Origin of the sequence: Streptomyces sp. NPDC002886 (assembly GCF_042888445.1) — a bacterium.
Taxonomy (GTDB): Bacteria; Actinomycetota; Actinomycetes; order Streptomycetales; family Streptomycetaceae; genus Streptomyces.
Genome location: NZ_JBIAPV010000008.1, coordinates 160,482 through 185,386, shown reverse-complemented (window position 1 = coordinate 185,386; position 24,905 = coordinate 160,482). Strand labels below are relative to the sequence as shown.

Here is a 24,905-nt window from a genome sequence, read left to right as displayed (position 1 = left end):
GGGCCGCGGAGAGACGGCACTTTCACGAAAAGCCCCAGGGCGGCCGGGGTGCCCCGTACGGGCCTTAGGATGGACCTCATGGCGAAATCCGGTACGACGACCCAGGGGCTGCGCACGGCGATCGAGCGCAGCGGCTACTACCCGGCCCTCGTGGCCGAGGCCGTGGAGGCCGCGGTGGGCGGCGAGCCGATGTCGTCGTACCTGGTCCACCAAGAGACGACCTTCGACTCCAACGAGGTGCGCCGGCACGTCACCGTGCTGGTCCTGACCGGCAACCGCTTCATCGTCAGCCACACCGACGAGCAGGCCGCCGACGCCGGGTCCCCGTCGCCGTACGCGACCACCTCCACCGAGTCGGTCAAGTTGGCCAGCATCTCCTCCGTGGTGCTCAGCCGCGTCGTCGCCAACCCCGAGTCCTACACGCCCGGCACCCTGCCCCGCGAGGTCGTGCTGACCATCGGCTGGGGCGCGGTCTCGCGCATCGACCTGGAACCCGCCGCCTGCGGCGACCAGAACTGCGACGCCGACCACGGCTACACCGGCAACTCCACCGCCGACGACCTCAGCCTCCGCGTCAGCGAGGCCGGCGACGGCCCGGAGGCGGTGCGCCAGACCCTGGTCTTCGCACAGGCGCTCTCCGAAGCGACGGCGGCCACCTCCCACCCCGCCCGCTGATGGCGTACTCCGCCGCGCAGAGCTGGCAGGACGAGCCCGAGCTGCTGGACCTGGCCGGAGCCCCGGTGCCGCACTACGGCACCGGCTCGCTCGCCGACCTGCTGCCCACCCTCGTGGCCGGCCAGGGCGTGCCCGGCTTCGAGGCCTCGATCGCCGAGCTGACCCCGGCCGACCGCAACTGCGTGTTCCTGGTCGACGGCATGGGCTGGGAGCAGATCAAGGCCCACCCGGACGAGGCCCCGTACCTCACCTCCCTGCTGGCCACCTCGCGCGGCGGCACCGGCCGCCCGATCACCGCGGGCTTCCCGGCGACCACCGCCACCTCGCTGGCCTCCGTCGGCACCGGCCTGCCGCCCGCGCGGCACGGCCTGCCCGGCTACACCGTGCGCAACCCCGCCACCGGCGAACTGATGAACCAGCTCCGCTGGCACCCGTGGACCTCGCCCAAGCCCTGGCAGCCGTACCCGACCGTCTTCCAGCAGGCGGACGCGGCCGGAGTGGCCACGGCTCAGGTGTCCTCGCCCGCCTTCCAGACCACCCCGCTCACGAAGGTCGCGCTGAGCGGCGGCACCTTCCTCGGCCGGATGACCGGCGAGGAGCGCATGGACCTCGCGGCCGAGCGGCTCGCGGCCGGCGACCGCTCGCTCGTGTACACGTACTACAGCGAGCTCGACGGGGCCGGGCACCGGCACGGCGTGGACTCCGACGCCTGGCGCGGCCAGCTCATGTACGTGGACCGCCTGGTTCAGCGCCTGGCCGAGCGGCTGCCGCCGCGCACCGCGCTGTACGTGACCGCCGACCACGGCATGGTGGACGTCCCCTTCGACGAGGACTCCCGCATCGACTACGACGACGACTGGGAACTCGGCGCCGGCGTGGCCCTGCTGGGCGGCGAGGGCCGGGCCCGGCACGTGTACGCCGTACCGGGCGCCGAGGCCGACGTCCTGACCGTCTGGCGCGAGGTGCTCGGCGACCGCTTCTGGGTGGCGAGCCGAGCGGAGGCCCTGGACCTGGGCTGGTTCGGGGCGCCGGGCGAATGCGACGAGCGGGTCCTCGGCCGCATCGGCGACGTGATCGCCGCGGCCCAGGCCGACGTGGCGATCACCGCCTCGCGGGCCGAGCCCAACGAGTCGGCCCTCGCGGGCATGCACGGCTCCATGACCCCGGCGGAGCAGCTGGTCCCGCTGCTCGAAATCCGCTCCTGACGCGCGCCTTCCTCCTCACACCCCTCCCTTCGAAAGGCCCTGCACCCCCCATGCCCGAGCTGGTGTTCTTCTCCGGAACGATGGACTGCGGAAAGAGCACGCTGGCGCTCCAGATCGCCCACAACCGTGACGCCCGTGGCCTGCAGGGCGTGATCTTCACCCGTGACGACCGTGCGGGCGAGGGCAAGCTCTCGTCCCGTCTCGGCCTGGTGACGGAGGCGGTGGAGGCGCCCGAGGGCATGGACCTGTACGCGTACGTGGTCGCCCGGCTCACCAAGGGAGGCAAGGCGGACTACGTGATCGTGGACGAGGCCCAGTTCCTCGCGCCCGAGCAGATCGACCAGTTGGCGCGCATCGTGGACGACCTCGACATGGACGTCTTCGCCTTCGGCATCACGACGGACTTCCGCACGAAGCTCTTCCCGGGCTCGCAGCGCCTGATCGAACTGGCCGACCGCCTGGAGCAGCTCCAGGTGGAGGCCCTGTGCTGGTGCGGGGCCCGGGCCACGCACAACGCCCGGACGATAGACGGCGAGATGGTGGTCGAGGGCGAGCAGGTCGTCGTCGGCGACGTGAACCGCCCGGCGGGGGAGATCGGCTACGAGGTCCTGTGCCGCCGCCACCACCGCAGGCGGATGACGAGCGCCGCGGCCCACGCCGGCGCCCTCTCCCCGGACGTCCTCCCGGTCAACCACGCCTGACGGGTGTGACGGGGGCCTTTTCAGGGTGCCAGGGGGAACCGATGGGGTCCCCGGTAGCGTGTTTCCCAAGGACGCTGCCCGGCGCTGGAGGGGATACGAGCCATGGAACTGACCGCAGAAATCGCGGCGATACGGGACGGGCTGGGTGATCCGGCACGCCTGGTCGGCGAGTTCCGCCGGGCCGCTCTCCTCGTTCCCCTCGCGGACGGTCCCGACGGTGGTCTGATGTCGGCGGTGTCGGGCGGTATCCGCTGGATCTACGCGTTCACGGACGAGGAAGCGCTGGCCCGGTTCGCCGAGGCGCGCGGGGAGTCCGATCGGGAGTGGGAGTTCCTCTCGATGCTGGGCGCGCGGCTGGTCGACGAGGTGGTTCCGTCGGCGGACGGTCCGGCCGGTGTGGCCGTGAACGTGGCCGACGGGGACGGGTCGATGTTCTTCCCGCCGGTGGCGGGGATCGTTCCGGACGCGAGTGCCGTGGATCCGGCCGGCCGCGGGGAGGCGGCCTGATGGCGGGGAACGGGGACCTCGAGGTTTCGCCGGCGGCGGTCAAGAACATCCAGGACGGTCTGCGGGGTGCGATCGGGGAGCTGCGGGAGTCGGGGGACGCGGCCGGCGCTTCGATGGGTGCGGGCTTCGAGAACCTGGCCATGACGGGCATGGAGGCCGGGCACGCCGGGCTCGCGGGCGACTTCGAGGACTTCTGCGAGCGCTGGGAGTGGGGCGTGCGCAGCCTCGTCCAGGACGCGAGCACACTGGCCCGGTCGTTGGGGATCGCGGCCGGCACGGTGTGGGAGGAGGAGCAGTACCTCCAGGGTTCGTTCAAGGTGGTCGCGAACGCGGCCGCGTTCGGCAATCCGCACGCGAGTGAGGACGAGATCGAGCAGAAGTCCTGGGGTGACATCTTCTCCGCGGACGCCTACAAGCCCGACTACAGCCCGGAATCCTTCGAGAAGAGCGCCGAGGACATCAAGAAGACCTGGTCGGACACCGGGGACCAGCTCACCTCCACCGGGAAGATCGGCTCGCTGAAGGACCTGTTGGAGCAGGCGAAGCGTGACGGGGGCGGTCACTGATGGGCTGGCGGGATTTCGTACCGGACGTCATCGAGGACGGCGTCGAGAAGGGCACGGAGAAGGTCGGCGACGCGATCGAGTGGGCCGGTGACAAGACGGCGGACCTCGCCGAGGACGTTGGTCTGGACGACGCCGGGGACTGGATCCGCGACAAGAGCCGCTCGGCGGCCAACCAACTCGGCGCCGATGTCTCCGAGATGGAGCTGGGCCAGACCGAGGACCCGCACAAGCTGGTCTACGGCAGTGTCTCCAAGATCCGCGCGCAGGTTTCCCACCTGAACGACTTCAAGGCGTCCTTCGACAAGGTCGGCAACGGTCTGAAGGGGATGGGGGAGCCGGACGGCCTGAAGGGCAAGACGGCCGATTCGTTCCGGGAGGCGGTGGCGAAGGAGCCGCCGCGCTGGTTCAAGGCGGCAGAGGCCTTCGGGAAGGCCGCGGACGCCATGGGCCGGTTCGCGGAGACCGTGGAGTGGGCGCAGGGGCAGGCCAAGGAGGCCTTGGAGGAGTACAACCGGGCGAAGAGGGTCTCCACGGACGCCCGCAACGCCCACAACAAGCTGGTCGACACCTACAACGACGCGGTGAAGGCGAAGAAGGAGACGCTGCCGCCCCGCCCCTCGGAGCATTTCACCGACCCGGGGACCGCGCTCGCGGCGGCGGCGCAGGACAAGCTCGACACGGCGCGCAAGCAGCGCAACGACGTCGCGGAGACGGTCCGTACGGCGGTCCGGGCGGCGCGGGACGCGGCTCCGCCGAAGCCCTCGTACGCGAAGCAGCTCGGCGACGGCATGGACTACATGGACCTGGCCACGACGCACTTGGCGGGCGGTGTCCTCAAGGGCACGGCGGGGATCGCGAACTTCGCGCGGGCGCTGAACCCGATGGATCCGTACAACCTCACGCACCCGGCCGAGTACGTGACGAACCTGAACTCCACGGCCGCGGGTCTGGTCACGATGGCCAACGACCCGTTGGGCGCGGGCAAGAAGATGCTCGACGAGTTCATGAAGGACCCCTCCGAGGGCATCGGCAAGATGATCCCGGAGCTCGTCGGGTCCAAGGGGCTGGGCGCCCTGAAGAAGGTCGGATCGGTCGCCAAGCACGCCGATGACCTCAAGGGGCCCGGCCGCACCGGCCTGGACAAGGACGGCCCCGACGGCCCCTCGCGCGCCCCCGGCGACAAGACGTGCATCGATGACCCGGTCGACGTCGCGACCGGGCGGATGGTTCTGCCGCAGACCGACCTCGTCCTGCCGGGCTCGCTGCCGCTGACCCTCACCCGCACCTTCGAGTCCTCGTACCGGTCCGGCCGTTGGTTCGGTCCGTCCTGGGCCGGCACGCTCGACCAGCGGCTGGAGATTGACGCCGAAGGGCTCGTACGGATCGGCGAGGACGGCAGCCTGCTGCGCTATCCGCATCCCGCTCCGGGCGTCCCGGTGTTCCCCACCCATGGCCGGCGCTGGCCACTGGACCGCACACCCGAGGGCGAGTTCACGGTCACAGACCCCGACGCGGGCCGGGTTTGGCACTACAGCGCCGAGGGCGCCCTGATCCTGCTTGACGACCGTAACGGTGCCTGGATCGCCTACGAGTACGACGATCACGGCAGCCCGTCAGCCGTCAGCCACAGCGGCGGCTACCGGGTGTGCATCACCACCACCGAAGGCCGGATCACCTCGCTCTCCCTGGGGGAAGGCACCAGGATCCTGGACTACGGCTTCGATGGCGGCCACCTCACCGAGGTGGTCAATTCCTCGGGGAGGCCACTGCGTTTCGGCTACGACGACCAGGCCCGCATCACCTCCTGGACCGACACCAACGGCCATCGCTTCGAGTACGCCTACGACGACCGCGACCGCTGCATCGCCCAGTCGGGCACGCGCGGCCACCTCGACGTGCACTACGCGTACGAGCCGGGCGTCACCCGAGCCACGAATGCTTTGGGCCACGTCCGGCGCTACGAGACGAACGAGCGGGCCCAGGTGGTGGCCCAGACCGATGCCACCGGTGCGTCGATCCGTACCGAACGCGATGGTTTCAACCGCCTGCTCTCGCATACCGACCCGCTGGGCCGCCGGACCAGCCTCTCGTACGATGAGGCGGGCCGGGTCACTTCCGTAGTGGGAGCGGACGGCCGCAGGTCGACGGCGGAGTACAACAGCCTCGGGCGGCCCGTGCGGATCGTGAACGCCGACGGCACCGTGGTCCGGCAGACCTACGACGAGCGGGGAAACCGCACCTCGGTGACGGGCCCCTCGGGCAGCACCACCCGCTTCGCCTACGACGCGCGCGGGCACATCGCCTCGGTGACCGACGCACTGGGCAACAAGACGGCGGTCCGCTGCAATGCGGCAGGTCTCCTCGTCGAAACCGTGGACCCTCTGGGTAACACCACCCGCTGGGAGCACGACGCCTTCGGCCGCACCACCGCAGTGACGGATCCATTGGGCCACACCGTCCGCATGGAGTGGAGCGTGGAGGGCCGGATGCTGCTCCGTACGGCCCCGGACGGCGGTTCGGAGTCGTGGATGTACGACGGCGAGGGCAACTGCGTCCGGTTCACCGATGCCGCAGGCGGTGTGACCCTCTCCGAGTACGGGGACTTCGACCTGCTCACCGCCCGCACCGGTCCGGACGGAGTGCGGTACACCTTCACCCACGACGCAGAGCTGCGGCTCACGGACGTCACCAACCCACAGGGCCTGACCTGGTCGTACACGTACGACCAGGCAGGCCGCTTGGCCGGGGAGAGGGATTTCGACGCCCGGCGCACCGGCTACACCTACGATCCGGCGGGTCGCCTCACGTCCCGCACCACGGCCACCGGCGAACGGATCACCTACGCGTACAACGAGCTGGGCCAGGTCCTCCGCAAGGAGGCCGCCGGAGCGGTTACGACCTACGAGTACGACGTTACGGGCAAGCCCGCCCGGATCGTCGGTCCGGATGCAGAGGTCATACGGGTGCGGGACCGCGCCGGACGGCTGCACTCCGAGACGGTCGACGGCCGCACGCTGAGATTCACCCACGATGAGGTGGGTCGTCGGACGGGTCGGACCACCCCCGTGGGGGAGCAGACCGAGTGGACGTACGACGCGGCCGGCCGCCGGACCCGCCTCACCACGGCGGGCCGAACGGTCACCTTCGTCCGTGATGCTGCCGGCCGGACCGTGTCACGTTCCCTGGGCGGCGGATCCTCGCTCTCCCAAACCTTCGACGCAGTGGGCCGCCGCACGGGGCAGCAGCTGCTCGGCGACGATGGGCAGGGCCTGCGGCGACGCGGCTACGCCTACCGCGCAGACGGTGCTCTCACGAGTATCGACGACAGTCTGACCGGCCTCAGCGCCATCACCCTCGACGCGGCTGCACGCGTCACGGCGGTTGACGCGGAGAGCTGGACCGAGCGGTATGCCTACGACGAGGCGGGCAACCAGACCTCGGCCTCATGGCCGACCTCACATCCCGGTGGCAAGGCCCAGGGAGAGCGGGTGTACGAGGGCACCCGTATCCAGCGTGCCGGCTCAGTTCGCTACGAGTACGACGCGGCGGGCCGTGTCACCCTCCGGCAGAAGGTCCGCCTTTCCCGCAAGCCCGATACCTGGCGGTACACGTGGGACTGCGAGGACCGGCTCACCTCGGTGATCACACCGGACGGCACGACCTGGCGATACCGGTACGACCCGCTGGGCCGTCGTACGTCCAAACAGCGCCTCTCCGGATCCGGAGCGGTGGTGGAGGAGACACTCTTCACCTGGGACGGCCCGGTGCTGTGCGAGCAGACCACGTTCTCGCCCGATCTGCCGCACCCGGTAACGCTGACCTGGAACCACCAGGGCGCGCACCCGCTCACCCAGACGGAGCGCATCACCGCGGGCTCCTCTCAGTCCGAGATCGACACGCGCTTCTTCTCGATCGTCACGGACTTGGTGGGTACGCCGACCGAACTCGTCGACGAGAGCGGGCAGATAGCTTGGCACACCAGGGCTACCGTATGGGGCACGACCACCTGGAACCGGGACGCGACGGCGTACACCCCGCTCCGTTTTCCCGGGCAGTACTTCGATCCCGAGTCGGGCCTTCACCACAACGTCCTGCGGACCTACGACCCGGAGACGGCGCGCTATCTCTCGCCCGACCCGCTGGGTCTGGCCCCGGCAGCCAACCCCGTGGCCTACGTCCACAACCCGCACACTTGGGCCGACCCGCTGGGCCTGACACCGTGTGAGGACGAGCATCTGTTCCGGGGCACCACACGCGGATTCGACGGAAGTCCGGGCGTCCAAGAGCTGACCATCACGCCGACATCGACCGACCCCGGTGTGGCGACGGTGTTCGCGACCCGGGCCCAGGAGTTCGGCGACGCCGTCGTCCAAGTCGTCCCGCGCAGTTCCCTGGACGGGGTGGAGACCTTTCACGGCTACATCCGGAGGGAGGCAGAGGTCCCCGTCGGTCTGACGCCTGCCGAGGTCACGGCTCGTGCGTCGGCGGAAATTCCGTCCGCGGCCGCCCGTGACATCCTCAGGGACATGGGCATCCATGTCCCCAGTCGGATCAACCAGGCGGACATGGACCCCCTGCTGGAATACGACGTCCCTAAACTGACGCCGGAACAGATCTCGGAATTCGTTCGAAGGGCTCACGAGTATGGCGGCTGACACCCACCGGCTCCTCATCGTCTCGGTCGAGAGCGCGGATGCCTCACGGGCCGTCTGCGTGGTGCGGAGCCTGTACGGTTCCGCACGCGTCGGGACGACCTACCAGCTGCCCTCCCCGGCGGCCGGAACCGTGGAACTGACGGAGATCGAGTGGTACGGGCAGCCCCGGGAGGTGCTGGACGAAATGCACCATGGGAAGGTCTGCCTCGTCGGTTCCGGTGCGGGTGCGCTGCGGGCCGAGGAAGCCCTGGCGGTGCAGGAACCGAGCTGAAACGTGGTGGATGCCCAAGCAAAAGGACCCTGTGCGAGCAGACCACCAGCTCGAACGATCTGTCTCACGTGGTCGCCATCACCTGGGACCACCAGGACATCCGGCCGATAGCCCAGACGGAACGCATTCTCGACGCCTCCCGGGAAGAGATCGACTCCCGGTTCTTCGCGATCGTCACCGACCTGGTGGGCACCCCCACCGAGCTCGTCGACGAGTCCGGCAACGTGGCGGGCCCCATTGAGGTTCCGTGACCATCAAGAACTCGACGTGACGGTCGTCGCGGTCGCTCCCGTGGGGGCGAAGGCGGAAGTGGACCGGTCCGCCGGCCTCTTCGGATTCATCGACCAGGTGAAGCACCCGTCTTGGCGGGACGAGAACGTGGCGCCACCGCAGGCCGGCGACAAGCTCCACGTCTGCGTGCTGGACGCCACCCGCGAGCCGTTCCCCCGTCTCAGCGCGCTCCAGAACGACATCGACATCGCCCGGCGGCTGAGAGGCGACGCCTGAAACGGCGGCGGTGTCAGCGCCCGTGCCGGGACGTGCCACCAGCCGCCCCGGCTCACCAAGGGCGGCACCGGCCTGGTTTCAGGTGGCGATCGGCAGCCCGCCGAGCGTGATCAGTGCCCACAGCACCGCCAAGCCGTGCGCGACCAGGATGACTCCGGTGAGGGTGTCGTACAGCATGAACAAGCAGCCGGAGGAGGCTTCCTTCCGGGAGCGGGACCTGCCGTAGTACGTGCAGAGCAGTCCGGGTATGCCGACGAGGAGGAACACGGCCGGGCGGGGCGGCGCGTTCATCGTGCCCGTCTCCTCGAGGTGCAGCCGGGCCAGCAGCAGCGCGAGCAGGAGGAGCGGGAACCTGCCCCAGAGGGAGCGGGGTGTTCGCGGGAGCCATCGGCGGAAGCGGCTCGCCTGCTGCCAGGGGGTCGTCCTTCGTATGGGGGGCAGCAGGGGCAGCGAGGGCGTTCGGGGAGCAGGGAGCGGCGGGGCGGCGGCGGTCAGGGTTTCGGCGGGCGGGGCCGAGTGGGCGAGTTCCGTGGCCGGGTGGGGGAGATCCGGGGCCGGGCGGGAGAGTTCCGTGGCCGGTGGGGGCGCGGTGGCCGTCGTGAGTGCGGTGCGCATGGTGGCGGCGTCACGGGGGCGGTGTTCGGGGAGTTTGGCCAGGGCCGCGGTGAGCACGCCCTCCAGGCGGGGTTGGCCCGGTAGGCCCGCGTCCGTGAGGGTCGGCGGGGCCTCGTGCACGTGGTGGTAACCGATCGTCAGCCGGTTCGCCCCGGCGAAGGGCCGGGCGCCGGTCAGCATCTCGAAGAGCAGCAACCCGACGGCGTACAGGTCCGACCGGCCGTCGATCTCCGCCCGCCCCTGGATCTGCTCGGGAGACATGTACTCCGGTGTGCCGATGGTGAAGCCGGTCCCGGTCAGGGCGGTACCGTCGCCCGCGCCCGCCCGGACGATCCCGAAATCGGCGACCTTCGCGGTGCCGTCCTCGGAGAGCAGGACGTTCGCGGGCTTGATGTCCCGGTGCACCATCCCGCGCGCGTGGCTGGCCTCCAGCGCCGCCAGCACCTGGTCCGCGATCCGCAATGCCTCGGCGACGGGTAACGCCCTGCGCTCGCGGAGCGAGTCGGCGAGGGACGGTCCTCTCACCAGTTCCATGACGAAATACGGTACGGGCGGCCCGTCCGCCCGCGGCTCCGTGCCGGTGTCGAACACGGTGACCACGTGCGGGTGCGCGAGCCCCGCCATGGCCTGGGCCTCGCGCTGGAACCGGGTCGCCGCCTCGCTGTCCGCCTCCGGGCGCACCAGCAAGGTCTTGATCGCGACGGGCCGGGACAGCGAGGTGTCCCAGGCGCGGTGGACCGCGGCCATGCCCCCGCTCCCGAGGATCCCGTCGATGCGGTAGCGCCCGTCGGCCACGTACTCGCCCGGCGCGAACATGTCATCCCCCATTCCCCAGATGGTAGGGACTGGTGAGAAGGATTGTGTGCGGGATGCCGCAGCGGCGTCGCGGAAATGCAAGCCCTCATCGACACACTGGAGAACTGGCCGTGACCGGACCCGAGTTGATCGCAGCATTCCTGTCCGACGGCAGCCTCCTCGGGTTGCGGCCCGGATCGGCCGTCGCGGAGGCCGACCGCGCGCTGGCGGTGGACTTCGTCGAGGAGGGGGGCCCGGGCGGCGCGCTCCGGCGGGACTACGGGCTGGTCGAGCTGTACTTCGCGGGCGAGCCCGACCGGGTTCTGACGGGCGGTTCGCTGGAGCTGCACCGCCTGCCCGGCGACCCGGCCCTCGCGGCGGAGTGGAGCGCGGCGACGGGCGTGGACTTCGCGCCGTACACGGCGTGGTCGGAGGTGGCCGGCGCCCTGGCCGCCGCCGGTCTGGCCGAGGGGGACTTGGAGCGCACGACACAGGGCGACTACCTGGAATACCGAAACCCGGACATCAAGGTGTCCGTATTCGTCGTCGACGGTGAGGACGGGCGGGACGGCTGGCCGGGCCACGGGGACCTGTGGAGCGTCAGCCTCGGGTGAGGATCCGGTACCGACCTGAGGACGCGCTCCGTGTGACACGCGGGTCATCCGATCGGTTTGCCTGCGGTGCCGCCCGCCCTGCTCGGTGACAATGTGATGGTTTGCCCGGTTCGGGGACCCCTATGTCAGGAGGCGCACGTGCGGCCCGACTCCAGCGGCCCCTCCGCGGGCGATCCGGACGACCAGCGGCTCGCGCTGGTCATGCGCGTCACGTTCTTCGTGCTGATCGGCACGTCGATGATCCGGTTCGTCCAGCGGCACACCCAGGAGGCCCGGGCCCCCTGGGTGATCGCCCTCGCCGTCCTGCTCGCCGTCCTCTACGTGCTCGGCGGGCCCTCCACGGCGGCCGGGACGCCCCCGCCCCACGGCCGCGTACCCCGGCCCGCCGCCTCCCGGCTGGTCTGGCTGGGCCTGGTCGTCACCGTGTGGGCCGTCCTCGTGCTGCTCGCGCCCAGCTTCGCGTGGGTCGCGGTCCCTCTCTTCTACTCCGTGCTGCGCACGCTGCCGCCCGTCGCCGCGTACGTCCTCGTCGCGTTCCTCACCCTCCTCGTGATCTTCGCGCAGCTGACCCTGGCCCCCCGCTTCAACCTCGACCTGGTGATCGGACCGGCCGCCGTCGCCGCGCTCAGCACGGCCGTCTTCCTCCACATGCAGCGGCAGGCGGCCCGCCAGCACGCCCTCATCGACGACCTCGTACGCACCCGCCGCGAACTGGCCGCCACCGAGCGCCGCGAGGGCACCCTCGCCGAACGCCAACGGCTGTCCATGGAGATCCACGACACGCTCGCCCAGGGCCTCTCCAGCCAGCAGATGCTGCTCCAGGCCGCCGAGCGGACCTGGGACACCGACCAGGCCAAGGCCCGCGGCCACGTCCGCGCCGCCGTGTCCATCGCGGAGCTGAACCTGGCGGAGGCCCGCCGCTTCGTGCACGACCTCGCCCCCGCCGACCTCGCTCACGGCGGTGGACTCGACGCCGCGCTGCACGCCCTCGCGGAACGGGAGTCCGGCGCCGGGTTGACGGTGCGCGTCCACATCGACGCGGGCGGGCGGATCGCCCCGCTGCCCGAACGCGTGGAGTCCGCGCTGCTCCGCATCGCCCAAGGAGCGCTGGCCAACGTACGGGAGCACTCCGGCGCGACCACCGCCGGGCTCACCCTCACCCGGCTCGACGACCAAGTCGTCCTCGATGTCGCGGACAACGGGCGGGGGTTCGACCCCGATGCCCTCCCCGACGCTCCGTCCGGCCTGCGCGGACACGGCGTTCCGGCGATGCGGGCCCGGATGCGCCAGCTCGGCGGGACCCTGACCATCGAGTCGGCGCCCGGTGAGGGCGCCGTGCTGACCGCCGCCGTGCCCGTTGCGCCCTTGCGCTGAGGGCGCCGTACGGGCAGGGCGCGAGCGCGGTCGCCGGGCCCCTCACGGCCCACAAGGCTGGTCGTACGAAACCCAGTTCGTCAGCACGCCGGGCGCGCGACGCACGTCCGGGTGGTCCTTGCCCGCGCGGGTCCCTTCTGGGCGATCGGGGGCGGGCGGACGGCGAAAGTTGGGTCATGATCATGGACCCCGATGCCCACTCCGCACCCTCCCGCCGTCCCTCCCGCCGTACCGTCATCGCCGGCGCGGCCGCCGTCGCCGCGGCCGGCGGGCTGACGGTGGCCGTCACCTCCGCCGACACCTCGCAGGCGGTACCCGGGGCCGCGGTCGCCGACTGGGGTGCCTGCATGACGATCGCGCGGGCCATCCTCGTCCGGGACGACGAGGACCAGCCGCTCGTACCGCGCTACGCCGACATCCTGCTCAAGAGCGGCCTGCCGCGCTCCCGCCGCCCCGGGAAGAAGGTGCTGGTCATCGGCGCCGGACCGGCCGGCCTCACCGCCGCTCACCTCCTGCGCGAGGCCGGGCACAAGGTCACCGTGATCGAGGCCAACGGCAACCGGGTGGGCGGCCGGATCAAGACCTTCCGCACGGGCGGGCACGAGAACGCCGCGCAGCCCTTCGCCGACCCCAAGCAGTACGCCGAGGCCGGCGCGATGCGGATCCCGGACAGCCACCCGCTGGTCACCGGCCTGATGGACAGCTTCGGCCTCAAGCGCCGGCGCTTCCACCTGGTCGACGTGGACACGGCCGGCCGCCCCGCGTACCGCACCTGGATCCACGTCAACGGCCTCCGGGTCCGCCGCGCCGACTACGCGCGCGCCCCGCAGGCGGTCAATCGTTCCTTCGGCGTGCCGCAGGCGTACGAGTCCGTGCCCGCCTCGCGGATCGTCCGCGATGCCTTCGCCCCCGTGCGCCGCGAGATCGAGGGCAAGAAGGACAAGGAACTCGTCGAGGGCTGGGCTCGCGTCATCCAGCGCTACGGGCACATGTCGATGTACCGCTTCCTGACGGAGGAGGCCAAGCTCGACGTGCGGACGATCGACCTGATCGGAACCGTCGAGAACCTCACCTCCCGCCTGCACCTCGCCTTCGTGCACAGCTTCATCGGCGCCTCGCTGATCAGCCCCGACACCGCCTTCTACGAACTGCCCGGCGGTACGGCCACCTTGGCCGACGCGATGTACGCCCGCGTCAAGGACCTCGTACGGCTCGACCGGCGCGCCACCCGCATCACCCACGGCGAGGACGAGGTCACTGTCGACACCGTGTCCGAGGGCCGCGGCGGCAGCCCCGTGCGGCGGGAGACCTTCACCGCCGACATCGCCGTCATCACCGTCCCCTTCTCGGGACTGCGCCACATCCCCATCACCCCCGCGCTCTCCTACGGCAAGCGGCGCGCGGTCACCGAGCTGCACTACGACGCCGCCACCAAGGTGCTGCTCGAATTCAGCCGCCGCTGGTGGGAGTTCGACGAGGCCGACTGGAAGCGCGAGCTGGAGGCCGTGCGGCCGGGCCTGTACCGGAAGTACCAGACCGGGCGGACCCCGGTGGACGGATCCCTGCTGGGCGCCCACTCCTCCGTCCGCGCGGGCCACATCTCCGCCGGCCAGCGCGCGCACTACGCCGCCAGCCGTGTGGTCAGCCGCGACCAGCCCGAGGCGGCCGGAGTCATCGGCGGCGGTTCGGCCACCGACAACCCCAACCGCTTCATGTTCCAGCCCTCCCACCCCGTGGAAGGCAGCGCGGGCGGCGTGATCCTCGCTTCCTACAGCTGGTCGGACGACGCCCTGAAGTGGGACTCGCTGGATGACGAGGAGCGCTACCCGCGCGCCCTCGCGGGAGTGCAGGAGGTGTTCGGACAGCGCGTCGAGGTGTTCTACACCGGAGTCGGCCGCACCCAGTCCTGGATGCGCGACCCGTACGCCTACGGAGAGGCCTCCGTCCTGCTGCCCGGCCAGCACACCGAGCTCTTCCCCGACGTCCGCAGGGCCGAGGGCCGCCTGCACTTCGCCGGGTGCCACACGTCCATCAAGCCCGCGTGGATCGAGGGAGCCCTGGAATCCGCGGTACGGACCGCCCTGGAAGTGCACACCGCCTAGCCGGCGGCCCGGCCGCCCGGCCGTCCCGGGCGGCCGTCAGCTCTCCGCGAGCACGATCAGCCAGTCCTCCTCGGAGAACCGGATCCGCTGCCGCTTGTCGGGGTTGATCCGCACCCCGTGGTCGGGGGCCGTGGCGCTCCGGGCGCGCAGCCGGTAGCCGACCGCGCATTCCCCGCGCCGCCGCGCCGACTCGACGACCGTGGCGAAGGAGACCTCGGAGCCGGCCCGGACGTAGTCCGCGGCCGGCTTGAGGTGGAACTCGTGGCCCCGCGCCGTGAACAACTCCTCGAAGACCTCGGCGAGATACGGGCTCTCCGAGATCTGCGTCATCAGCAGACTGATCAGCCTGCCGCTCACGATGAAGTCCGCTCCGTCCCGGGCGGGTGCGAGGAGCCGGTTGCCGTCGTCGGACATCTCGGTGGTGAGGGCGAGCTCCCGCCGGGCGGCGTCCCCGACCGCCCGCAGGTGCAGCAGGGTCACCAGCGTCCTGTCGTCCGCCCCGGCCTCCTCCGCCGCCCCGGCCTCCGCCGTACCGGCTCCCGCCCCTGACTCCGGATCCGCCGCGGCCGGGAGCCGCGCCTCGCCGATCACGATCACGCCGTCGTACGAGGGCACGTCCAGCTTGGCCAGGGTGAGCGGGTCGGTGATGTCGCCGGTGTGGAGGGAGACCTCGAGGCGGGACCGGGAGGCCGCGGCGAACCGGGCGCCGTGGGTGTCCGCGTACGCGCCGAGCGCCACGACGTCCAGGGTCGTTCCCGGGCTCACGTACTGGTCCAGCTGCTCGATGACGAGCGGGGCGCGGCGGTTCCAGCCGAGCAGCAGGAGGCGTTCGGCCGGGGCGGGCCGGGGCCGGGCCGACACGATCGCCTTCTCCTCCACGAGGGAGCCGAGGGAGGCGGCGTCCTCCCGGACGGCCGTGTCGTCGTCGGGGGAGATGACGATGATCCGGTCGGCCGCGCCGATCACGGTGTCCTGGCCGGGGTTGAGGGTGACGCTCCCGTCGGCGTGCAGCAGGCCGACCGCGCAGGACGTGGCGAAGGACAACAGGGCCTCGCCGAACGTCCGCCCGGCGAGGTCCTCGGCGGCGACCGGGTAGAACTCGTCCCCCTCGAAGTCCAGCAACTCCGAGTAGACGAGGGAGAGACCGGGCTGCCGGGCGGTCTGGACGAGCAGCCGGGCGACGATGTCGTCCACGCACAGGACGTGCCCCGCGGGCCCGGCGGCGAGCCGGGCGGTGACGTGGTTGCGGGAGTCGCGGACGGCGGCCACCACCGCTCGCCCCTCGCCGGACCCGGGGACGGCCGCGCCGAGGGCGAGGAGCGTCTTCACCACGTGGGCGTCACCGCCGTCCCCGGTGGGGGGCAGCACCAGCACCGCCTTCGCGCCGCCCGGACTCACCCGGCACAGCTCGGTGGGGTCGGTGGTGCTCCCGCTGCGGCAGATGATCCGCGTCCTGCCGCCGTCGCCGACGCGGGTGGAGATCTCGTCCTCCATCCACACCTTGTCCTGCGGGGCGAGCACGGCGATGGCGGACCTGCGCTGGTTCGCGTTCGCGGCCACCAGCTCCCCGATCACCGGAAAGACCTGGTCCGACCAGCCCAGTACGACGGTGTGCCCGGTCTCCAGAACGGTGGAGTGACCGAGGCGCAGCGCCATGATGCGCCGGTTGATCCCCGTGGTGATCAGACTGACCAGGGTCGACACGAAGAGCAGCGCCACCAGCGCGAGGGCCACGGAGGCCAGTACGTAGAGCGGGGAGCCGACGGCGCCCCCGATCTTCAGGGTCTGGCCGACGCTGACCCACACGGCGGTGAGCCGGCCGGACAGCGTGGTCGGAGCGGACCGGTCGGACCAGACGAGCACCATGCTCGCCGGGACGACCACGGCCAGGCAGGCCACGGCGAGCCAGCCGATCAGCGCGGCCGTTCCGCCCGAGACCAGATGGTCGAACCGGTACCGGAAGCGGAGCCGGAGTGACGTCGTGTGCCGCTGCGCCACACAAGCTCCCGTACCTGAGTCGACGCGCCGTTCGCGCCGGTCGGAGCGGCTGCCCGCCCACCGGTGGTCACCCTAGGCAGGGGCGGGCCCACACCCCTCGTGAACCGCACCGGACTCACTCAGAGGTGTGAACGCGCCGGGGGCGCCCTGCCCGTGCGCCACACCCGGCCGGCGGCCGGTGCGCGGAGCGGGAAGGGCGCCCGGAGCGCCGTTCAGGAGGTGGTGGAGCGGGATGTGCCCTTGTCCGTGCACAGGGCCCAGATGATGAAGACGCCGATGGCGATCGAGATGAGGCCCCAGAGCGGGGTGTAGGGCAGCCACAGGAAGTTGAGGATGATGTCCAGCGCGACGATCACCACACCCGTGACCTTGGCCCAGGCCGCGCCCTTGAGGATGCCCGTGCCGACGACCACGAGGACGATGCCCAGGACGAGGTGGATCCAGCCCCACGCCGTGACGTCGAACTTGAAGGTGTAGTCGCCGACGGTCGCGTAGACGTCGTCGTTCGCGATGCCGACGATCCCCTTCAGGATGCCGAGGACGCCTTCGACGAGCATCAGCACGCCGGCGAACACGGTGCCGCTCGCCGCCCACGGGTTCTCGTCAGTGGTGTACCTGCTGTGGGGGGCCCTGCTGGGGGGCGTTGCCTGTGCCACGAGAGGCTCCTTCGTCGGGCGGGACGCCGTGGGTCCTGCGTTGCGCCCAGCGTCCGTGGCGGGGGAGGACGGGGACATTCGAGCGCCGCCATTCGGGTGAATCCGCGCGAGGGCCCCGACTGCGTGGGGGGTGGGCGCACGCCGGAAGGCCGGCGGGGCGGGGAGCCCTGCCGGCCTTCCGTGGGGTGTGGGGTCAGGGGGTCGTCTTGCCGACCTCCAGGTCGGCCGTCGGGTCCTTGACCGTGCCGCCGGGCGGGCCGGCGGCCGCGCTCGTGTTGTTCGCGGGCCTGGGGTCGCGGGTCAGGGAGTCGACGATCGCGGTGTTGCGGATGTCGGAGCCGTTCCCGGTGTACTCCGGGTCCAGCTTCACCTTGATCACCCAGGTCATCGAGGCCCCGGACGCCAGCCGCGGCAGCGCGCCGCAGGTGACGGTCCGCCCCGAGGTGCAGCCGGGGTCGCCCGATACGAAGCTCAGCGCGGTCGGGAGCGTGTCGGAGACCGTGATCCGCTCGGCCTGGGAGGGGCCGTTGTTGGTGACGGTCAGGGCGTAGTCGAAGGTCTCGCCCGGGGCCACCGGGCTGGTCTGGACGGCCTTCTTGGTGAGGGCGAGGTCCGCCGCGGGATCCGTGACGTGCCCGCCGGGAACGGTCGCGGTGCTCTTGTCGTTCCCGCTCGCCGGGTCGATGTTGTCGGCCGTCACCTGGGCGGTGTTCTTCAGGTCGCTGCCGTCTCCCGCGTAGGCGGGATCCACCTTCACGGTGAGCAGGTACTCGATCGTTTCACCGACCCTGAGCGGGCTGGTGCGCCTGCACGACACCAGGTGCCCGGCGACGGTGCATCCGGCCGGGGAGGAGGTCACGTACGAGAGGCCCTCGGGCAGCGCGTCGGAGAGCTTGACGTTGAAGGCGTCGGCCGACGGGCCGTTGTTGGTGATCCGGATCCGGTAGTCGAAGGTCTCGCCCGGCACCGGGGGCTTGGTGCCGACTGCTTCCTTGACCACTTCCAGGTCCGCGGTCGGCTTGTTGACGGTGCTGCCGGGCAGGCCCGCCGGGCTGCTCGTGTTGTTCTCGGGCTTGGGGTCCTTGGTCCGCGAGGTGGCGGTGGCCGTGTTGCGGATGTCGGATCCGTTGCCGGTGTAGTCGCTGTCGAGGCGGACGGTGAACCGCCAGATCCGGGTCGCCGAGGGCTCCAGTACGGTCACCGGCCCGCAGGTGACCGTGCCGTCGGTGGCCGAGCAGCCGTCGGGGGAGGAGACGAAGGAGAGCTGTGCGGGCAGCTTGTCGGTGATCGTGGTGCCCACGGCGCGGGACGGGCCGTCGTTGACGGCGGTCACCACGTAGTCGAAGGTCTGCCCGGGGGCGATCGGGGTGCTGGTCGCGGGCGCCTTGCTCGTCCACACGTCGGCCTGCGGGGCGGTGACCCCGCCCGGCGGCAGCACGGCGCGCGAGGTGTTGTCGGAGGGCTCCGGATCCTTGGACGCGGAGGCGGAGGTCGCCGTGTTGCGCAGGTCGCCGCCGTCACCGGAGTAGGCGGCGTCCAGCTTCACCTTGAACGTCCACACCACCTCGCCGCCGGGGACGAGCCGGGCCAGCGGACCGCAGGTGACGGTCCGTCCGGACACCGCGCACGGGTCGGCGGAGGACACGAAGTCCAGCCCGACGGGCAGGGCGTCGGTCACCACGACGTTGCGCGCGTCGGAGGGTCCCTTGTTGGTCGTACGGACCTCGTACTCGTACTCCTGGCCCGGCACCGTCGGCCCCGCGCCCAGCGGGGTCTTGACGGTGGCCAGGTCCGACACGGGATCGAACGGCCCCGGCGGCAGCACCGGATCCGGTTTGTTGTTGGCCGGGTCGGGATCGGTGGCCTCGGAGCTGCCCGTGGCGCTGTTGCCGAGGTCGGAGCCGTCGCCCTGGTAGGAGGGGCTCAGCCGGGCCTGGAAGCTCCAGCTCTTGGTCTCCCCGGCGGAGAGCTGCGGTTCGGGCCCGCACGTGACGGTCTGGCCGACGGCGGTGCAGCCGTCGGAGGAGCCCACGAAGGAGATCCCGGTGGGGAGCTTGTCCGTCGCGGTGACCTTCCGGGCCACCGACGGGCCCTTGTTCCTCGCGGTCAGCGTGTAGGTGATCAGGTCACCGGGGGCCTTGGCCCGCTGCGCCGTCACCTCGATCCTGGGCCCTCCGCCGGGCAGGGCGGCGGCCCCGGGGACCGGTCCGGCCCACAGGGCCGCGGCGCTGAGCAGCGGGGCCAGCGCCCACACCACCGACCGCCGGCCGGGTGTCGTCGTCATCGCGCATCGTTCCGTTTCGTGCGGGAGGGGACCGTACAGAGAGAGCTGTACGGGAGTCGGGGGAGGGCGGGCAGGGGGCGGCCCCGTCAGCCCGCCGTCGCGCGCTTGGCGAGCTCGATGTCGGCGGTCGGCGGGCGGACCCGACCGCCGGGCACACCGGCGGAGCCGCTGTTGTCGAGCGGGTTCGGATCGGCCGTGTCCGCGCGGGCGGTCGCGGTGTTCCGCAGGCCCGTCCCGTCCCCGGTGTACGCCGGGTCCAGGCGCACGGTGAAGGTCCACGACCGGACCCCGCCCGGGTCCAGCGTCGCCGCCGTACCGCAGGTGACGTCCCGGCCGACGGCGGTGCAGCCGCCGGCCGAGGAGACGAAGGCGAGCGCCGCGGGCAGCGGGTCGGCGACCGTGACCGTCCGGGCCACCGACGGGCCGCCGTTGCGTACGGTCACCGTGTACGTGAAGGTCTCCCCGGGGGCCACGGGGGAGCGGGCCTCGACGGCCTTCACCAGCGACAGGTCGGCCTGGGCGGCCGCCACTCCGCCCGGCGGACCCGTGGCGGCGCTGGTGTCGTTCGCGGGCTGCGGATCGGGGAGGGCGTGCCGGACGGACGCGACGTTGCCGAGGTCCGAGCCGTCACCCTGATAGGCGGGGTCCAGCCGTACGCGTACGGTCCACGAGGCGCTCGAACCGGCGTTCAACTGATCGCGGACCGGGCAGGACAGCTGCTGTCCCGAGGCGGTGCACCCGTCGGCGGAGGACACGAACCGCAGCGGACCGGGAAGGGTGTCGGAGACCCGGACGGCGCTCGTGTGGGAGGGCCCCAGGTTCCGCGCGGTGATCCGGTACGCGAACTCCTGCCCCGGGACCACCGGTCCGGAGCCGACCCCCTCCTTCTCCGCGGCCACGTCGGCCCGCGCCGTCACCACCGTGGCGGGGGCGGTGGAGCTGTTGTCCGCGGGATTGGTGTCCGTACGGTCCGCCGGGGCGGTCACGGTGGCCGTGTTGGACAGTGTGACGGGCTGGGCCGGGGCGGTACCGGTGACGGTGTAGGTGACGGAGCCGCCCCGCAGGAAGTCGGCCGTGGTGTCCAGGACGTTCCCGCTGCCGGAGGCCCGCCCGCAGGTCCCGCCGGTGCCGGCGCGACAGGTCCAGGTCACGTTGGTCAGCCCGGGCACGGTGTCGCGCACGACGGCGCCGGTGACCTCGTTGGCCTGGCTGTTGGAAACGGCCAGGGTGTAGGTCACCGGTCCGCCGCCGGCGGGAAGCGTCGCCGGGGAGCCGGTCTTCGTGAGGGTCAGGTCGGCCGGCACGTTGATCCGCAGGTCGTCGATCTCGTGCACGTTCGTCGCGCCGCCGGTGCTCCCGGAGAAACCCACCTTGAGGGTGGCCGGAAGCTTCGGCTGGCCGGTGATGCCCGTGACGTCGTAGTCGGTGATCAGCGCGGTCATGGCCGTGCCGGGGCCGCTGTCGGACGACACCGACAGCAGCATCTTGGTACCGCTGGGCAGGAGGGACACGCGGATCGTGCGCTCCTTGGCGCGGCTGCCGGTCTCCACGGTCTTGCCCGGCCCGTCGGCGGCCGTGGCGAAGCGGTACCCCGCCCTGCCGCTGCCTCCGCCGCGGACCACGATCCTGTTGGGCTGTCCGCCGGGGCCGCCGTTGCCGACCGTGTTCGAGGAGAAGTTGCCGAACTCGTCCAGCCCGATGCCGAGGTAGGCACCCGGTACGCCCGAGGCGGCGCAGGCGTCCGCCGTACCGGAACAGGCGTAGCCGAGGGCTCCGCCGACGGCGCCGGTCCCGTCGGCCGCCGCGCCGTCCGCCAGGTAGAACGACAGCCCGTCACCCCGCTTGCCCTCGAAGGCCGTGCCCCCGTAAGTGGCGTAGCGGAACTCGGCGACGATCCCGAGGCTGGAGGGGAAGGAGTCCTTCAGCTTCCAGGTCCCGGCCTGGCCGGAGCTCGCGGACGTCAGCCGCAGCCAGCCCCCGCCCTCGGGATAGCTCGCGTTGCCGCTGGTGCCGCCCAGGTTGGCGGAGCTGTCGAAGGTCTCGTTGACGGGGAAGGCGAGCGCGCGGGGCCGGGGGCCGTCGGCGGGGTCGGCCGCGGCGGCCGTGCCCGCCGTCGCGGGCGCGGCGAGGGCGGCCGGCAGGACCAGCGCCGTCGTGCACAGCAAGGCGGCCGCGGCCCTGCGCCACGGGGCGGACCGGGCACTCCGGGCACTCCGGGCACTCCGGGGCATCGTCATACCGGATCGTTCCTCGTCTGCTCGCGCTGCGGTGGGGCCTGCGGCGGCCGTCCGCCGCGGGGAGCGCGGCGAACGGCCGGTCACGGGCGCCGCACCCGGAAGGCCGTCCGCAGCGCCGCGCCCGCGGCCACCAGCGCGGTGGAGGTCCACAGCAGCCAGGAAGGGACCGTGGCCCCGGAGTCGGCGAGGTCGCCGTGCCCGCCGTGCTGCTCCCGGCCGTCGTGCTGGTCGCCGCGGCCGTGGTGGCCGTCCCCGTGACCCCCGTGGCCCTCGTGCTCGTCGTGCCCGTCGTGATGCTCCCCGCGCCCTTCGGACACCAGGCACAGCCGGCCGCCGCCCGGCCCCGTGGTCCCGGGCCGGTTGGCGTTGTCCGAGAGGTCGGGGTCGAAGCTCGCCGAGGTGACGCGGGCGACGTTCTCGATGGGCGTGCACCGGCCGTCCGGCGGCCGGGCCGCCCGGTCCCCGGTGACGGCGCGCACCGTGATCCGGTACTCCGCCTTCTCGCCGGCCGCCAGGCGGTCCAGCGGCGGACAGACCACCAGCCGCTCCCCGTCCTTCGCGACCGCGCAGTCGTCGGGCGAGGAGAGCAGGGTCAGCGAGGGCGGCAGCAGGTCGGTGACCTGGAGCTGCCGCGCCGTCGCCGGGCCCTCGTTGCGCACCGTGATCAGGTAGGTGAACTTCTCGCCGGGCCTGACGTGCTCCCGCCCCTTCGCGAGCACCGCGGTCTTCCGCAGCGACAGGTCCGCGGTCCGCGCACTGGGCGGGATCTCCAGTCCGGTCAGGGAGGAGGTGTTGTTCCGGGAGTCCGGGTCCGCGGTGGCCGAGTCCACGACCGCTTCGTTGACGATGTCCGAACCGTCTCCGCGGTAGCCGGCGGCGAGCCGTACGGTGATCACCCACGCGTGCGAGGCGCCCACCGCCAGGGTGGCCAACGGCCCGCACACCGCCGTCCGTCCGCTCGCGACGCAGCCGTCGCGGGACGAGACGAACTCCAGGGAGGGCGGCAACCGGTCGGTGACGCGCACCTGCCGGGCGGTGGACGGTCCCCGGTTGGTCACCGTCACGACGTAGTCGAAGGTCTCCCGCCCCGCCGGGGCGACGCCCTCCCGGCTCTCCGGGTCGTCCTGCTCGGCGGCCGCCGCCCGCCGCAGGGTGCCCGACACCGCGAGGTCCGCGCTCTCCGGGAGCTCCGAGGCGGCGGCTCCGGTGGCGCTCTCCCCGGACTCGTCCGCCGCCCGTACGCCGTTCCCGTCGGGTCCTGTTCCCGGGGGCGGCTGCCCCGTACCCGCGACGGGCGCCGCCGGTGCGGCGGACGCGGGGGAGCTCGGGGATCCGGACGGGGTGCTGGTGCCGGGGTCCGCCGGTGCCGGCACCAGCGCCGATGCCGCGGAAGGAGCCGCGGAGAGGAAGCAGCACGCCGCCACCGCGGAGAGCGCGGACACGGTGCGCCGACGCCGGTACGGGCCACCGGCGCGGCTTCTCACGACACGTCGCATCGGCTGCCCTTCGGGGAGGAGAACTCGCCCAAAGAGGACCAGTGCGGTGATCTATTCACACAAATGGTCAGGAAGGGTGCGCCTTGGTTGATCGCTTATGACCAATGGGTGATCGAATTCAGTCCGTCGGTCGTATGTCGTCGGCTCAGCCGTGCGCGGCGTGCAGTGCGTCCGTGGAGTGGTGGTGGCTGTGCCGCCATCCCGCCCCGGCCCGTCGTGCCCCGCGCAGGTGCGGATGCCCGGGAGTCAGGCCAGTGTGCTCATGTTCGTGTACGTGGCCCCGGCCCGTCGCCGCCGCCGTCTCCACCGCCGCCGCCGCGGCGCCCGGCTGCCCGGCCCCGGCTCCGGCCGGCCACAGGCGGGCTGCGAGGGCCGCGGCCGCGAGGGCGATCGCACCCAGGGCCGCCGTCGCCCACCCGAGCCCGGCCTTCGCCCCGAGCCAGCCCGCGAGCGGATAGGTCAGCAGCCAGGCGGCGTGCGACAGGGAGAACTGGGCGGCGAACACCGCGGTGCGGTCCCCCTCCGGAGCCGCCCGCCGCAGCACCCGCCCGGCGGGCGTGAGCACCATCGAGCACGCCGCCCCGAACCCCGCCCACGTGGCCAGCAGGGCGGGCCAGCGCCAACCTCCGCCGTGCGCGGCGGTGATGACGCCGAGGGCGCCGAACGCCGCCGGGAGCAGCAGGGCGCCGGCCAGCATCACGCGCCGGTCGGGGCGGTCCTCCAGGATCCGCGGCAGGGCCAGCGCCACGGCCATGGAACCGGCTCCGTACGCGCCGAGAGCCAGGGCGACCGACTCGGCGGACAGCCCCAGGACGTCCCGTACGTACACGACGGAGTTGACCGTGACCACGGCTCCGGCGGCCGCGACCGCGAGGTTCATGGCCAGCAGGGACCGCAGCTGCGGGGCGCCGAGGAACAGCCGCGCCCCCGCGGTGGCCTTGGCGTACGCCCCCGGGCTGACCCCGGCGCGGGCCGGCCCCCGCCGGGGCAGTGCGGCGGACATCACGAGCGCGGACGAGCCGAGGAATCCGGCCGCCGTACCGAGGAACAGCCGGTCGTAGGTGGCCACCGACAGCAGTGCGGCCGCGAGCGCGGGACTGAAGAGGCTCTCCAGGTCGTAGGCGAGCCGGGACAGCGACAGGGCCCGCGTGTAGGCGCGCTCCTCCGGTAGGACCTCGGGGATCAGGGCCTGGAAGGCCGGAGTGAAGGCGGCCGAGGCGGTCTGCAGCAGGAAGATCAGGACGTAGACCTGCCACACCTGGCTCACGAACGGCAGGAAGAGCGCGACCGCCGCCCGGATCAGGTCCGAGCCGGCCAGCAGGGCCCGGCGCGGCAGCCGGTCGGCCACCGCGGCAACCGCCGGGGCGATGACCACGTACGCCGCCATCTTGATCGCGAGCGCCGTGCCGAGCACCGAACCCGCGTCGGCGCCCGCGAGGTCGTAGGCGAGCAGGCCGAGGGCCACGGTGGCCAGGCCCGTGCCGGTCAGGGCGATGACCTGGGCGCCGAAGAGGCGGCGGTAGGTGCGGTCGCGCAGCACGCTCGGCATGCGATGGCCCTCCGGGCGGGACGGTGGTGCGGGACCTCCAATGTATCCACACATGCGCATCTGCGCACATGTCTGAGGGATCACGGCTCCGCCCTCAC

At 72.2% G+C, this 24,905-nt stretch carries 19 protein-coding genes; 12 read left to right on the top strand and 7 right to left on the bottom strand.

The features are described 5' to 3' along the window. The first annotated feature begins 78 nt into the window (after nucleotides 1-78). From ACFYYB_RS30660 to ACFYYB_RS30620, 9 genes are all read left to right on the top strand, one after another. Entirely contained in the window at nucleotides 79-675 is a 597-nt protein-coding gene (locus tag ACFYYB_RS30660; protein WP_389439272.1) for a DUF5998 family protein, read from the top strand. Then, entirely contained in the window at nucleotides 675-1,880 is a 1,206-nt protein-coding gene (locus ACFYYB_RS30655) for an alkaline phosphatase family protein (protein ID WP_389439270.1), read from the top strand. The genes ACFYYB_RS30660 and ACFYYB_RS30655 overlap by 1 nt, the downstream gene beginning before the upstream one ends. A 50-nt stretch (nucleotides 1,881-1,930) precedes the next feature. Continuing rightward, nucleotides 1,931-2,581 carry a thymidine kinase gene (locus tag ACFYYB_RS30650; protein ID WP_389439268.1) on the top strand — a complete coding sequence of 217 codons (651 nt, stop codon included), beginning with the start codon at nucleotides 1,931-1,933 and terminating at the stop codon, nucleotides 2,579-2,581. Nucleotides 2,582-2,683: 102 nt separating this feature from the next. Continuing rightward, complete coding sequence (locus ACFYYB_RS30645; protein WP_389439266.1) at nucleotides 2,684-3,088, top strand: hypothetical protein; 405 nt, start codon at nucleotides 2,684-2,686, stop codon at nucleotides 3,086-3,088. Next, complete coding sequence (locus ACFYYB_RS30640) at nucleotides 3,088-3,654, top strand: hypothetical protein (protein ID WP_389439264.1); 567 nt, start codon at nucleotides 3,088-3,090, stop codon at nucleotides 3,652-3,654. The genes ACFYYB_RS30645 and ACFYYB_RS30640 overlap by 1 nt, the downstream gene beginning before the upstream one ends. Then, a complete protein-coding gene (locus ACFYYB_RS30635) occupies nucleotides 3,654-8,309 on the top strand; it encodes a putative T7SS-secreted protein (RefSeq protein ID WP_389439262.1) in 4,656 nt (1,551 codons plus the stop codon). The genes ACFYYB_RS30640 and ACFYYB_RS30635 overlap by 1 nt, the downstream gene beginning before the upstream one ends. Further along, nucleotides 8,299-8,580: a hypothetical protein gene (locus ACFYYB_RS30630; RefSeq protein ID WP_389439260.1), complete on the top strand. Its 282-nt coding sequence runs from the start codon at nucleotides 8,299-8,301 to the stop codon at nucleotides 8,578-8,580. The genes ACFYYB_RS30635 and ACFYYB_RS30630 overlap by 11 nt, the downstream gene beginning before the upstream one ends. 68 nt (nucleotides 8,581-8,648) lie before the next feature. After that, entirely contained in the window at nucleotides 8,649-8,831 is a 183-nt protein-coding gene (locus ACFYYB_RS30625) for a hypothetical protein (RefSeq protein WP_389439258.1), read from the top strand. Nucleotides 8,832-8,847: 16 nt separating this feature from the next. Continuing rightward, entirely contained in the window at nucleotides 8,848-9,087 is a 240-nt protein-coding gene (locus ACFYYB_RS30620) for a hypothetical protein (protein WP_389439256.1), read from the top strand. Between the two features lie 78 nt (nucleotides 9,088-9,165). Here the strand turns inward: ACFYYB_RS30620 and ACFYYB_RS30615 are convergent, their stop codons facing one another. Beyond that, complete coding sequence (locus ACFYYB_RS30615) at nucleotides 9,166-10,530, bottom strand: protein kinase (RefSeq protein ID WP_389439254.1); 1,365 nt, start codon at nucleotides 10,528-10,530, stop codon at nucleotides 9,166-9,168. 98 nt (nucleotides 10,531-10,628) lie between these two features. On the opposite strand from ACFYYB_RS30615, the gene ACFYYB_RS30610 reads away from it, so the two are divergent. From ACFYYB_RS30610 to ACFYYB_RS30600, 3 genes are all read left to right on the top strand, one after another. Then, complete coding sequence (locus tag ACFYYB_RS30610; protein ID WP_389439252.1) at nucleotides 10,629-11,111, top strand: hypothetical protein; 483 nt, start codon at nucleotides 10,629-10,631, stop codon at nucleotides 11,109-11,111. Nucleotides 11,112-11,312: 201 nt separating this feature from the next. Beyond that, entirely contained in the window at nucleotides 11,313-12,485 is a 1,173-nt protein-coding gene (locus ACFYYB_RS30605; protein ID WP_389439460.1) for a sensor histidine kinase, read from the top strand. Nucleotides 12,486-12,667: 182 nt separating this feature from the next. Then, on the top strand, nucleotides 12,668-14,587 hold the full coding sequence (locus tag ACFYYB_RS30600) for a flavin monoamine oxidase family protein (protein WP_389439458.1): 1,920 nt from the start codon (nucleotides 12,668-12,670) through the stop codon (nucleotides 14,585-14,587). A 36-nt stretch (nucleotides 14,588-14,623) separates the two neighbouring features. On the opposite strand, the gene ACFYYB_RS30595 is transcribed toward ACFYYB_RS30600, so the two are convergent. From ACFYYB_RS30595 to ACFYYB_RS30570, 6 genes are all read right to left on the bottom strand, one after another. Next, nucleotides 14,624-16,585, bottom strand: coding sequence for an NAD-binding lipoprotein (locus ACFYYB_RS30595; protein WP_389439250.1), 1,962 nt, complete (start codon nucleotides 16,583-16,585; stop codon nucleotides 14,624-14,626). 212 nt (nucleotides 16,586-16,797) lie between these two features. Next, nucleotides 16,798-17,241, bottom strand: coding sequence for a hypothetical protein (locus tag ACFYYB_RS30590; RefSeq protein ID WP_389439248.1), 444 nt, complete (start codon nucleotides 17,239-17,241; stop codon nucleotides 16,798-16,800). Nucleotides 17,242-17,434: 193 nt separating this feature from the next. Beyond that, nucleotides 17,435-19,525, bottom strand: coding sequence for a DUF11 domain-containing protein (locus ACFYYB_RS30585; protein ID WP_389439246.1), 2,091 nt, complete (start codon nucleotides 19,523-19,525; stop codon nucleotides 17,435-17,437). Between the two features lie 86 nt (nucleotides 19,526-19,611). Continuing rightward, entirely contained in the window at nucleotides 19,612-21,762 is a 2,151-nt protein-coding gene (locus ACFYYB_RS30580; RefSeq protein ID WP_389439244.1) for a hypothetical protein, read from the bottom strand. A gap of 80 nt (nucleotides 21,763-21,842) precedes the next feature. Further along, on the bottom strand, nucleotides 21,843-23,258 hold the full coding sequence (locus ACFYYB_RS30575; protein WP_389439242.1) for a hypothetical protein: 1,416 nt from the start codon (nucleotides 23,256-23,258) through the stop codon (nucleotides 21,843-21,845). Between the two features lie 145 nt (nucleotides 23,259-23,403). Continuing rightward, nucleotides 23,404-24,807, bottom strand: coding sequence for an MFS transporter (locus ACFYYB_RS30570; RefSeq protein ID WP_389439240.1), 1,404 nt, complete (start codon nucleotides 24,805-24,807; stop codon nucleotides 23,404-23,406). Between the last annotated feature and the right edge of the window lie 98 nt (nucleotides 24,808-24,905).